This window comes from Actinoplanes ianthinogenes (genome assembly GCF_018324205.1).
In the GTDB taxonomy this organism is placed as follows: Bacteria; Actinomycetota; Actinomycetes; order Mycobacteriales; family Micromonosporaceae; genus Actinoplanes; species Actinoplanes ianthinogenes.
Genome location: NZ_AP023356.1, coordinates 3,023,022 through 3,035,383 on the forward strand (window position 1 = coordinate 3,023,022; position 12,362 = coordinate 3,035,383).

A 12,362-nucleotide genomic window follows, 5' to 3' on the forward strand; every position below is an offset into this window, starting at 1 on the left:
ACGCCGTCCCCGTCGGCGACGACCACCAAGCCGGTGACCACCAAGTCGACGAAGTCCACCAGCGGCAACTCCTCCACCACCACGTCCGGCTCCACCGGCGACGAGGACCCGGAGGAGACCACGGCGCCGGCCACGAAGAAGCCGAAGCCGCAGGTCACCGAGAGCGAAGAGGCGCCCGCGGCGGACTACGGCGTGGACGGTGGCCAGCCCGATCAGGCGGCGCCGACCGCCACCTCCGGCGCCGACGTCCAGTTGGCCGAGCCCCCGGCCGGCGGCGGATCGAAGGGCGGGCCGCTCACGCTGCTGAGCGAGCACCCGGCCTGGTTCGGCGGCGGCGCGGTGCTGATCCTGCTCGCGGTGATCGGGTTCTCCTTCGCCCGCTCCCGCCCCCGGCGGTACTGAACCATCCCGCTGACGAGGGTGCCCCGGCCGACGCGAACTCCGCGCCGCCCGGGGCACCACCCTTTCCACGATCAAAATCCGATTTCGGTACGCCCGGAGCCGCACGCCCGTGCTCCCGGAGTCGCGCGCAACCGGACGCCCGGAATCGCACGCCCGTGACAACGGAGTCGCGCCCGGCGAAGGGACGCGGCCGCGCATCGCCGGGAACGGCGTCGCGCGCGCTGGAGGTCGTACCGTAAAACGATTACGTCTTTGGCGGCCCCGGACCTGGCAAGCGGTGTGCTGAGCAGCGGGGCATCGTCTGCCGCGGGGCCGGCTCGACCCCGGACCGCGCGTCGTGCCGCCGGAGAACGCACCTGCCGGCCGGTTCTTCGCGCAGAATAAGGGTAGCCTTACCAGCCGAAGATCCCACCGGCCAGTTGAGGTGCGAACATGTCGAACAGACCGGCGCGACCCGCCCATGAAGGCGTGGTCACGCGCGTGGAGCAGCTCACCCCGCACATGGTGCGGGTGGTGGTCGGTGGCGAGGCGATCGCCCGGATCGACGCGAGCCGCTGCACCGACCACTACATCAAGGTGCTCTTCCCGCAGCCCGGCGTCGACTATCCGGAGCCCTTCGACATGGGCCTGATCCGGGAGACGCTGCCGCGGGAGAGCTGGCCGCTGGTTCGGACCTACACGGTGCGCAAGTGGCTGCCCGAGGCCGCGGAGATGTGGGTCGACTTCGTGGTGCACGGCGACGCCGGCATCGCGGGGCCCTGGGCGGCACGGGCGCGGGCCGGCGAGCCGTTCCGGTTCATGGGCCCGGGCGGCGGCTACGCGCCGGAGGCCGGGGCGGACTGGCACCTGCTGGCCGGCGACGAGAGCGCGCTGCCGGCCATCGCCGCCGCGCTGGCCGGCATGCCGGAGGGCGCCTCGGTGCGGGCGTTCATCGAGGTCGAGGGTCCGGACGAGGAGCAGAAACTGGAGACCGCCGCGGACGCCGAGATCGTCTGGCTGCACCGCGAGGGGCGGCCGGTCGGCGCGGCGCTGGTCGAGGCGGTGCGCGGGCTGGAGTTCCCGGCCGGGCGGGTGCAGGCGTTCGTGCACGGCGAGGCCGGCTTCGTGAAGGAGTTGCGCGGACATCTGCGCCTCGACCGCGGCCTGCCCATGGACCAGCTCTCCATCTCCGGGTATTGGCGGGCCGGGATGAACGAGGACGGCTGGCAGTCCAGCAAGCGGGAGTGGAACGCGAAGGTCGAGCAGGAGCAGGAGCAGCCGACCCCCCGGTAAGGACCGAACGCCGGATGAGGCCTTCGTCTCATCCGGCGTCTCCCCAGGTCGCGGGTCCGTCACCGTCGGACGATGATGGTGGACGTGGCAGTGCTCGAAGAACAGCGGACCCGGTCCCGGCATGGCCGGGTCTTCACCCTCGTCGCCCTGGTGCTCGCCGCGGTGAACCTGCGTCTCGCGGTGACCAGCGTGGGTCCGGTGCTCACCGAGATCCGGGACGGGCTCGGGATGAGCTCGACGGTGGCCGGGCTGCTGACCTCGGTGCCGGTGGTCTGTTTCGCCTCCATCGGGCTGCTCGCGCCCCGCCTGGCCCGGCGCCTGGGCGCCGCACGGGTGATCGTCATCGGCCTGCTGCTGCTCACCGCCGGTCTGGCCGCGCGGCCGTTCGCCACCGACTCGGTGACGTTCCTGCTGCTCAGCGCCGTCTCGCTGGCGGGTATCGCGCTGGTCAACGTGCTGCTGCCGTCGATCGTCAAGGATCACTTCCCGACCCAGGTGGGCACGGTCACCGGGGTCTACTCCGTCGCGCTGAACCTCGGGGCGACGGCGGCCGCGGCCGCGACCGTGCCGCTGACCGCCGGCTTCGGGGACTGGCGGCTCGGGCTGGGCTGCTGGGCGCTCGCCGCGCTGATCGCGCTGCCGCCGTGGCTGCTGATGGCCCGGGAGCGCACCGCCGCGCCGGCACAGGCGGCGAGCACGCCGCCGGTGCGCCTGATCCGGCAGCCGATCGCCTGGGCCCTGGCCGTGTATTTCGGCATGCAGTCCACCTCGGCGTACGTGATCATCGGCTGGCTGCCGCAGATCTACCGGGACGCCGGGCTCTCGGCCGAGCTGGCCGGCGTGCTCTTCGCGACCACCTCGCTGCTCGGGGTGCCGCTGGGCCTGGCGCTCTCCGCGGTGGCCGGCAAGGTGCGCGCGCAAAGCGGTATTGCCGTCGTTTTGGGGCTTTTCGGTATTGCTGGTTATTCCGGCCTGTGGGCCGATCCGGCCGCGGCGCCGTGGCTGTGGGCCGTCCTGCTGGGCATCGTGAACACGGCGTTCCCGTTGGTGCTGACGATGATCGCGCTGCGCGGCCGGACACCGGCCACGGTGGTCAAGTTGTCCGCCTTCGCGCAGGGCGTCGGCTATCTGATCGCCATCCCCGGGCCGATCCTCATCGGCGTGCTGCACGACGCGACGGGCGGCTGGCGCGCTCCGCTGGCGGTCATGGTGGGTCTGATGGTGCCGCAGATCACTGCCGGCTTTTTCGCCGGTCGCAATCGCCAGATTTAGGTCTTGCTCCAGGTGCCGCAAACCTGAATCCGGAGACCTCAACGACGTTCGCGACTGGCCGATAGTGACCTCAGGCTATTCACAGCCGATCTCCAGGTCGACGACCCGATCTTTCAAAGGTGGATCAGGTTCACTATCCTTCCGGCGGCAGGCTGGACCCACGCCTGCCGCTTCAGTCAAGGAGTCACGCATGCCAGCGGCAACCGACCGGACCAACGGCCGTCAGCCTCTGGCAGCCGACGCACCGGACAAAAAGAAGAAGAAGGCCAAGGGCCCCAAAGCGCCGCTCTGGACCAAGCTGCTCACCGCGTTCGGCGCGGTGCTGCTGGTGACCAGCGCCGGCACCGGCGTCACCGCCAATTACCTGCTCAGCCAGGTGACCGACAACGTTCAGACGACCACCTCGGCCCTCGGCCAGTCGGGCGGGGTCGGCGCGGTGCAGACCAACGGCAAGCTGCCGGACGGCGCGATCAACCTGCTGATGCTCGGCCTGGACACCCGGACCGGCTGGGAGCAGTCCGGTGAGGGCTCCCGGTCGGACACCATCATGGTGCTGCACATCCCGGCCGCCCGGGACAAGGCCCAGATGATCTCGATCCCCCGGGACACGAACGCCGAGATCCCGGCCGACAAGGACCTCGGCTTCAACGGCAGCACCGAGAAGATCAACGGCGCGTTCTACTACGGCTCCCGGGGCAAGGGCGGCGTGGCGGGCGGCATGAAGCTCGCCGCCAAGGCCGTGCACAACCTGACCGGGATCAGCTTCAACGGCGTCATCGTGATCAACTTCAACGGCTTCAAGGACATCCTGGAAGCCCTCGGTGGCGTCTACATGTGCGTCGACCAGGACATGTGGTCCAGCCACTACGTGGTGAACAACGGCAAGATCGAGTATGCGAAGGGCGCCGACCCGACGTCCCCGCCGAGCAACGCGCTGTGGTTCAAGAAGGGCTGCCGGAACATGAAGGCCTGGGAGGCCCTGGAGTACTCCCGGATCCGGCACTCCGCCCACGGCGACTACGACCGGCAGCGGCACCAGCAGCAGCTGCTGCGCGCCATGATGAAGAAGGCGACCAGCAGCGGCGTGCTGACCGACCTCTCCAAGGTGTCGAAACTGCTCGCGGCGGCCGGCTCGTCGCTCACCCTGGACACCAACAACGTCCCGGTGTCCGACTTCTTCTTCGGGCTGAAAGGGCTGGCCAGCGCCGAGCTGCTGCCCATCCGCAGCAACAGCGGCAGCTTCTACAGCACGTCGGACGGCAAGGCCGAGCTGATCAACGACGTGACCAAGCAGCTGTTCGCGGCCGCGGCGAAGGACAAGCTGGACCCGTTCCTGCTCAGCCACCCGGAACTCGTCGTCAACAGCAACTGAGCCCCCGGCCGGTCTTTCGTCCAGCCCTCGCCGGCTCCGTCCACCACCGCCTCGGCGGTGGCGCCGAGGCCGGCGACCCCGGCGCCACCACCGGGCCGCCGGAAGCTCAGGCGGTCACCGAGTCGGTGGCGCGCAGGCGTTGCAGGACCGGGGCGAAGTCCTCCATGAACATGCCGTTCACCGCGAAGTACGAGAAGCCGCCCTCCGCACGACGCCGGCGCAGCTCCTCGGCGGCGTGGTCGGCGTCGCCGATCAGGAACGTGGCGGCGCCGGACGCGGCCATCTCCTGCGGGTCGCCGCCGACCTGGCGGGACAGCCAGTCCGGCAGGGCGAAGATGGTCGGCGCGAACGCGGTCACCCCGACCAGCAGCTCGACCTGGTCGGCCCGGTTCGCCATCGACCGGAACGCGTCCGCGGCACGGAACAGCTCGGTCGGCGTGGTGGCCGGCGGCAGGCCGAACGTCACCGTGTCCGCCTGTTCGGCGGCGAGCCGCATCATGCCCGGTTTCGACGCCGCGACGAGCACCTCCGGCGGGATCGGCAGGTCCCGGGCGGCGGCGATCACGTCAGCGGTCCGGGCCAGCCGGTCTGCCGGGGTGCCCCACATGCCGCCGAGCGCGGCGGTGTCCGCCTGGCCGTTGGGCCGGCCGCCGCCGACGCCGAGCTCGAACCGGCCGTCACTGATCGTCTGGAGGCTGCGGGTCTCCCAGGCGACGTGCGCCGGGGTGCGGTTCGCGGTGTTCAGGACATAGGTGCCGACGCGCAGCGAACTGGTCGCCGCGGCGGCCGCGGCGAGGGCCGCGAACGGCGAGAGGGTGAACAGGGTGTCCGGGATGAGCAGGATGTCATAGCCCAGCTCCTCGGCCCGCCGCGCGGTCGCTGTCCACTCCGCGCCGGTGCGAGCCTGCCCGGCGATGACTCCGAATCGAAACGCACGCTCAGTCATCCGCCCACTGTCGCGGACGCGGCCCACGACCGCGTCCGCTCCGGGACGACTTCCGGCGTACGCCCATGGTCGTACCCGAAAGCAGTCCCCTGCTCCCCCAAGCGGACCGCGCCCACCCCAGCCGTCAGGAATAGTGCTGGAGAGATGGCCACAGGGTGTGCCACGGCTCGGTCGGATGACAGACGTAGATGTGGGCGTCCTCCGTCTCCTCGTTCTCCACACCCGCCGCATTGCGCAGGGCGCCGTGCTCGGTGCAGGTGCCGAACATCTCGGCGACCCGGGCCGGTCCCGCCTGCAGCACCGCCAGCACCACGGTCTTGTCGTCCGGCGGCGGTCCGTAATGGTGCAGCTCATTGTGTCCGCTGTAGACCTCGGGCAGGCCGAGCGGCCGGCCGAACCGGTCCAGCGCCCCGGCCTCCCCGTAGTTGCTCGTGAACAGAACTGCCCGGGCCTGCTCGCCGGCGGGCAACGCGCGAAAGACCGCGGCGACCTGCGCGACATAGTCCGGCCACCCGACCTGGTCGGACACCGTCTGGTTGGCCTCGGCCGCGATCGAGCCCGCCAACCGGTCCTCCGGGATCACCGGCAGCGACATGCCGATCCCCACCACGCTGAAGATCACCACTCCGGCGACCAGCCAGCCCAGCCGGGCCCGCCGGCCGGCCAGCCAGCGCACGGTCGGCACCGCGCCGATGGCGTAGAGCGCGGCGAGCAGACCCAGTGGGTAATACGGCTGGCCGGCGATGAGCAGCAGCAGGACCAGCATCAACAGATAGGCCACCGGGAGGGCGCGGATCGGTCGCCAGGCCGGGTCGCGCAGCAGGGCGACGATCCCGGCGATCCACACCGGAGGGAGGCTGAGGAGCGCGAACTGGAACGGCAGCAGCAACACCCGGGACTCGTCGCCCTTGTCCTCGGCCAGCGCCCGGGCCATCTCCGCCTGCGGGAAGTCGTTGACCACCTGATAGATCAGGTTGGGCAGGCCGACGAGCAGCGCGACCGCGACGCCGGCCCAGAGCCACGGCGAACGCAGCACCCGGCGCGGCCCGACCAGCAGCAGGCCACCGGCCAGGCACAGCAGGAGCAGCACGACCAGGTGCTTGTTGTAGAGCCCGAGCCCGGCGACCAGGCCCGCCCCGAGCCAGGCCCGGGGCCGGTCGTGCAACAGCGCGCGCACCGCGAAGAGCAGCACCCCGAGCCAGACCAGCAGGTCGGGCGCGGCCGTCGAGCCGACGTGGGCGGCGCTGAGCGGAAACGTGCCGAAGACCACCGAGGCGGCCAGCGACTGGGCCCCCGCGCCGCCGCCGACCTCGCGCGCGAGCGCCGCGGCGAGCACCGCGGCCAGGCCGATCATCAGGGCACCGGGCACCCGGATCGCCCACACCGAGTCACCGAGGAGCTCGATCGCCAGCCGGTCGAGCAGCGGGGTGAACGGTGGCTGGTCGACATAACCCCAGGCGGGGTGGTCGCCGAGCATCCGGAAGTAGAGCTCGTCGCGGTGATAGCCATAACGCCCGGCGGTGGCCAGGAGCAGCAGGGTCGCGGCCACGGCGATCAGGCCGACCGGCACCCAGGCCATCGGCCTGCGGCCGATCTCCCCACGCGGCGTCAGCGTCTCGGTCACGGCGCCCAACTTACGCACCCCCACCGACATTTTTCGGTACGCGTCCGCGTCCGGCAGAAAACCGGCCGGACGACCCGGGCCGAAGCTCGGATTCAACCCTGGGTCTGATGTGGCGGTCGCCCGGCGATGCCACGATGGTGGCCGGAATTGTCAGGTGTCCACGAAGGACGGAAACGTGCCCGAGCCCGATGTCACCCCGCCACCCGCCGAGCGTGCCCGCGCCGGCGTGCGAGCCTGGGTGCGCGAGTCCGGCCGCCGCACCAAGCAGCGGATCCGCGGCGCCAGTCCCTATGCGATTCTGGCCTTCCTGACCGCCTCCGCGGTCGCCCCGGTGGCCGGGGCCGGGCTCGGCGCCTCGGCCGGGTTCGCGGTGGCGCTGGCCCAGCTCGGCGGCCTGGGCAGCAACTTCCTGGCCGACGCCCTGGCCGGCACGGCCCAGCGGATGCGCGGCGCCGGCCCGATCACCGAGCAGCAGTGGCGGGACGCCGTCGCCGCCGACCTGCTGCCGCTGCTCGACGCCGGTGACGAGCAGAGCCGGCAGTTGCGGGCCGAGGTCTCCGCGGTGCTGCACGAGATCGACGCGGTGGCCACCGCGCTGACCGAGGCGGCCACCGCCGACGACGAGTTGCGCCGGCAGCTGGAGCAGGTCTTCGAGGAGCTGGGCAGCGACGTCGGCGAGCTGCACTGGATGCTCATCGACGTCCGCCGCTCGATCGATGACCTGCGCCAGCAGTTCGCCGGCCAGAGCCTGCTGCTCAACCAGCAGCTCGAACAGGTGCGCCGCCAACTGCTCGCGGTCACCGGCGAGCCACCACCGGCGACCCGGGCGGTGGCCTCCTCGGTCCCGCCCTACCCCGGTCTGGCCAGCTTCGAGCCGGCCGACGCACCGCTGTTCCGGGGCCGCGAGACACAAATCGCCGAGTTGCTGGCCCGGCTCAGTGAGCAGATCGTGGGCGCGCCGCCCCTGGTCGTCACCGGCGTCTCCGGCGCCGGCAAGTCGTCCCTGCTGCGGGCCGGCCTGCTCCCGGCGATCGGGACCGGCCGATTGGGCGAGGCCGCGTCCGGGTGGCCCTGGATCCTGCTGACTCCGGGCCCCACTCCCCTGCGCACCCTGATCCAGCAGATCACCACCCTGCTCAGCACCGATCCGGCCGCGCCCAGCGTCGACCTCGTGCCGCGGGGCGGAGGCGAGCCGGGCAAGACCGACCCGGATGGGCCGGGCGAGGACGGTGACAGCGGGTCGGGTGACGGCGGTGGCGGGTCGGACGAGATCCGCGTTGGCGGGTGGGTCGGGTCCGGGGAGAACAGGGAGGCGACGCTCGACGAGCTGATCGAGGCGGTGCGGCGGGAGCCTCAGCAGATGGGCGTGCTCGCCGGGCGGGCGGCGGCCCGGGGGCGGCGGCCGGTGATCGTGGTGGATCAGTTCGAGGAGCTGTTCACCCAGGGCGCCGACCCGGCTGAGCAGCTCGCCTTCGCGGCGGCGCTGACCGCTGCGGCGCCCGCGCTCGTGGTCATCGCGGTGCGGTCCGACTTCTATCCAGCCTGTGTGGAGTTGCCGCCGCTGGCCGAGCTGCTGGCCGCGGGGCACGTGGTGCTCGGGCCCCTGGACGCCGCGGCGGTGCGCCGGGCCGTGGTCGAGCCGGCCGAGCAGTCCGGCCTGACCGTCGACCCGGGCCTGCCCGAGCTGATGCTGCGCGATCTCAGCGACGGCGACAGCTACGAGCCGGGCACCCTGCCGCTGCTGGCGCACGCGTTGCGGGCCACCTGGGAGCGGCGCGAGGGCGACCGGCTCACCGTCGAGGCCTACCGGGCCACCGGCGGGATCCGGCACGCGGTCGCGGAGACCGCCGAGCGGATCTACCTGGAGCTCGACCCGGACGACCGGTCGGCGCTGCGAGCCGAGCTTCTCTCCCTGGTCACGGTGACCGGCAACGGCACGGTCGTCCGGCGGCGCGGCGAGCGCGGCGCGGCCGGCTCCCGGGTGCTCGACCGCCTGGTCGCCGAGCGGCTGGTCACCGCCGGGACGGACACCGTGGAGATCAGCCACGAGGCGCTGCTCACCGGATGGCCGCGGCTGGCCGGCTGGGTCGCCGAGGCCCGCGCCGACCTGGAGCTGCGGCAGCGGGTGATCGAGGCCGCGGCGGACTGGGAACGCTCCGGCCGCGACCCGGACCTGTTGCTGCGCGGCGCCCGCCTGCTCGCCGCCCGCGAACGCCTCGCCGACGCGAACTCCCTGCCCGAGCCGGCCCTGGCCTTCGTGGCCTCCGGAGTCGAGGCCACCGAGGCCGCCGAGGCGGCGCGGCGCCGGGCCACCGGACGGCTGCGGAGACTCGCCGCCGGGCTCGGGGTGGCGCTCCTGCTGGCCGTCGGGGGCGGTCTGCTGGCGCTCGACAAGCAGCAGGTCGCCGCGGACAAGGAGCGGGAGGCACAGGCCGCCCGGCAGGATGCCGCCTCCCGGCAGGCCGCCGCCGAGTCGGTGAACGCGCTGGACCGGGACGAGATCACCGCGGTGCGGCGGGCACTTGACGGGTGGCAGGAGGCACATACCGCGCAGGCCCGCGGAGCGTTGCTCTCCGCGCAGATGTTCAACTCGCTCGGCACGCTGGGCACCGAAGCGGGCGGTTGGTCGGCGGCGGTCAGCCCGGACGGCACCCGGATCGCGATCGGTTACGGCGGCGGGGTGATCCGGCTCTGGGACGCCGCCACGTTCACGCCGATCGGCGAGCCACTGGTGACGCCCGCGGAGAAGGCCCGGGAAAGTGTGGTCTCCGTGGCGTTCTCGCCGGACGGCCGGTTCCTGCTCTCCAGCGCGTTCGCGGTGAACAGTCTGCAGATCTGGGACACCACCTCCGGCGCCGTCGTCCACACCCTCCCGGGTGGTGCGGCAGCCACCTGGGTGCCGGGCACCAGCACCGTCGTGGCCACCCGCACCGACACCGGCGGCTCCGGATTCCAACTCGGCCTGTGGGACGCCGGGACCGGCCGGCTGACGCGGTCGATCCCGGTCGGCGACTACTTCGCCTACGACTTGGCGATCAGCCGGGACGGGAAATACGCCGCGATCGCGAAGAATCCCGGGCGCAGCGCGCGGGTCTTCCGGCTGAGCGACGGGCGGCCGGTGACCACCATCCCCGACGCGGTCCAGGTCGCGTTCGCGCCGGACGGGACCCTGGTCGGGATGAACTGGTTCGGGCAGCTCGCTCAGTCGGCGATCCCGTCCGGGAAACAGCTCAGGACGCTCGTGGCGGATGAGAACATGCCCGGATACAGCCGGTTCGCCGTCACCGCCGACGGGATGGTGGTCGCGAACAACGGATCCCGGAGCGTCGCCATGTTCTCCCTGGCCGATGGCACCAAGACGATCCAGGACACCGGGGTCGGCGTCTCCCCGGTTGTCGCCACCTCGCCGGACGGCAGGCTGGTCGTCGTCACCGGTCAGGACGCCCCGACCGCGGTGTTCCGCCGGGCCACGACCTGGCTCCCGCATCACGGCGTGGTGTTCGACAGCAGTTTCTCGCCGGACGGGCGGCACGTGGCGGCCGGCACCGAGGGCGGGCGGATACGCATCTGGGATGTGGCCTCCCGCGACTTGACCGCCGAGGTCGGGACCGGCGGAAACCCGGTTCAGGTCGCGTTCACCTCCGGTGGCCTGCTGGTGGACGCCACCGTGAAGCCCGGGCTGGAGATCCGGGACGCGGCGACCGGCCGGCTCAGGGAGACCGTGCCGCTGGCCGGCACGCCGACGGACCTCGCCGTCTCGCCGGACGGCTCCCTGGTGGCGGTGGCAACCGGCCGGACCCCCGCGGAGGTCTTCCAGACCGGGGTCGATCCGAAGTCCCGGGAACAGATCCTGGTCTACGACCTGGTCCGCCGCGAGGTGCGCACCCGGTTGCGGCCGGAGGGGATGCCCTACACGGTGGCGTTCACCCCGGACGGCGATTCCCTGCTCGCGACGACGACCACTGCCGACGACACCACCAAGATCTTCTCCTCGGACCTGCGGACCTGGCGGACCACCGACTTCACCCCGATCAGCAGCCATCGCCTCGGCAACCATCAGGCCACCGATCTCGCGGTCGCCCCGGCCGACGGTTCGATCGCGGTGGCCGGAACGGATGGGTACGTCGAGTTCCTCAGCCCGGACGGAGCACAGCCACGCTGGCAGACGCCCCGGCAGGTGCAGCAGATCGACACCATCGCGTTCGCGCCGGACGGCCGGACGCTGGCCTCGAGCGAATTCGACGGCCGCATTCATCTCTGGGACACGATCGGCAGGGCGGAGGTCGCCACTCTGAATGGGCACCGTAGCCGGATCGCTTCGCTGAGCTTCGCACCGGGCGGCGGGCTGCTGGCGAGCTCTGAGCTCGACGGGGCGTTCGGGTTGTGGCAGCTGAATCCGGCCGAGGTCGTACCGGAGATGTGCCGGATCGCGATCATCGCGGGCCGCAACGAAGGGAGCGAACCGTCGCCCCTCTGCCGCTGAAAGCGGCATGCGAGGTCAGCGGCAGACGGCGGTGAGGATGAGGTCGCGCTCCACCAGGAAGCGGCCGGAGAGGTGCGGGATCGGGGTGTCGGGCAGCAGGATCCGGCCGACGAAGGTGCCGGTGGCCGGGTCGATGTCGAGGGAGGCGTCCTCGAAGCCGAGCCAGCGGCCGGTCAGGGGGTACCACGCTTTGTAGATCGACTCCTTGGCGCTGAACAGCAGGCGATCCCAGCAGGTCTCCGGATGGCTGACGGCGAGCCGAGCCAGCAGGTCGCGGTCGTCCGGGGTGGTCACGGCGCCGAGGACCCGTGGGGGCAGCGGGGCGTGCGGTTCGGCGTCGATGCCTACGCTCGCGACCTCGCTGATGTGCGACACCGCCGCCGCGCGGAAGCCCGCGCAGTGGGTGATGCTGCCGGCGACGCCGGATGGCCAGATCGGCTCACGGCGTGGGCCGCGGAGGATAGGGGTGGGCGCGTGGCCGAGTGCCAGGAGCGCTTCGCGGGCGCAGCGGCGGGCGGTGAGGATCTCCCGGCGGCGGCCCGGAGCGGTGCTGGCGACCAGGGCTTCCTCGCCGGGGTAACACGCCTCGTCCGGATCGTCGGAGTAGGCGACGGCGACGCGCACCGGGTGCGGCAGCAGTTGATCGAGCACCTGCGGAGTGTCCCACCTCCTCCGGGCAGCGGAGGAGGTGGGGCAACGCCTTAGGTAAGGCTGCCCTAAGTTATCACGTCGAGCCGCCGATGCGGACCTCCGCGTCACGCACGATCGGGCGAATCGCACCAGCGCCCGCCGGACGGCCACGGCAGGGCGGCGGGCACGGAACGCGCCGACCGCCGGACGGCGGCGAGTCAAAGTGATCACGCCGGCCACGGAGGATGTTCGGTACGCCACGGAGGATGTTCGGAACGCCGCGGAGGATGGTCGGTACGCCGCGGAGGATGGTCGGTACGCCCGGAGCGCCCCTGCCGACGCCGCGGCGAGGCGTGGGGCG

The 12,362-nt window shown here is 72.1% G+C and carries 7 protein-coding genes; 4 read left to right on the plus strand and 3 right to left on the minus strand.

Going from position 1 to position 12,362, the window contains the following annotated elements; all coding sequences use genetic code 11:
- The first annotated feature begins 834 nt into the window (after positions 1-834).
- The 3 genes from Aiant_RS13605 (at position 835) to Aiant_RS13615 (ending at position 4,318) form a co-directional block, all read left to right on the plus strand.
- Entirely contained in the window at positions 835-1,674 is an 840-nt protein-coding gene (locus Aiant_RS13605) for a siderophore-interacting protein (protein WP_189334354.1), read from the plus strand.
- A 75-nt stretch (positions 1,675-1,749) separates the two neighbouring features.
- Complete coding sequence (locus Aiant_RS13610; protein WP_189334469.1) at positions 1,750-2,946, plus strand: CynX/NimT family MFS transporter; 1,197 nt, start codon at positions 1,750-1,752, stop codon at positions 2,944-2,946.
- 190 nt (positions 2,947-3,136) lie between these two features.
- Positions 3,137-4,318 (plus strand): LCP family protein, encoded by a 1,182-nt coding sequence (locus Aiant_RS13615; protein WP_189334353.1) that lies wholly within the window; start codon positions 3,137-3,139, stop codon positions 4,316-4,318.
- 106 nt (positions 4,319-4,424) lie between these two features.
- Here Aiant_RS13615 and Aiant_RS13620 read toward each other — a convergent pair whose 3' ends face one another.
- Positions 4,425-5,264 (minus strand): LLM class flavin-dependent oxidoreductase, encoded by an 840-nt coding sequence (locus tag Aiant_RS13620; RefSeq protein ID WP_189334352.1) that lies wholly within the window; start codon positions 5,262-5,264, stop codon positions 4,425-4,427.
- A gap of 124 nt (positions 5,265-5,388) precedes the next feature.
- Positions 5,389-6,888, minus strand: a complete 1,500-nt coding sequence (locus tag Aiant_RS13625; protein ID WP_229830936.1) for a glycosyltransferase family 39 protein — start codon at positions 6,886-6,888, stop codon at positions 5,389-5,391.
- Positions 6,889-7,063: 175 nt separating this feature from the next.
- Between Aiant_RS13625 and Aiant_RS13630 the strand changes: the two genes are divergently transcribed.
- Complete coding sequence (locus Aiant_RS13630) at positions 7,064-11,371, plus strand: NACHT and WD repeat domain-containing protein (RefSeq protein WP_189334351.1); 4,308 nt, start codon at positions 7,064-7,066, stop codon at positions 11,369-11,371.
- A 15-nt stretch (positions 11,372-11,386) separates the two neighbouring features.
- Here the strand turns inward: Aiant_RS13630 and Aiant_RS13635 are convergent, their stop codons facing one another.
- Positions 11,387-12,022: a 4'-phosphopantetheinyl transferase family protein gene (locus Aiant_RS13635; RefSeq protein WP_189334350.1), complete on the minus strand. Its 636-nt coding sequence runs from the start codon at positions 12,020-12,022 to the stop codon at positions 11,387-11,389.
- Between the last annotated feature and the right edge of the window lie 340 nt (positions 12,023-12,362).

Bases quoted from the DNA above. Each gene is read 5' to 3' on its own strand.
- Aiant_RS13615 (WP_189334353.1), top strand. From the start codon at position 3,137: ATGCCAGCGGCAACCGACCGGACCAACGGCCGTCAGCCTCTGGCAGCC.
- Aiant_RS13620 (WP_189334352.1), bottom strand. From the start codon at position 5,264: ATGACTGAGCGTGCGTTTCGATTCGGAGTCATCGCCGGGCAGGCTCGC.
- Aiant_RS13605 (WP_189334354.1), top strand. From the start codon at position 835: ATGTCGAACAGACCGGCGCGACCCGCCCATGAAGGCGTGGTCACGCGC.
- Aiant_RS13610 (WP_189334469.1), top strand. From the start codon at position 1,750: ATGGTGGACGTGGCAGTGCTCGAAGAACAGCGGACCCGGTCCCGGCAT.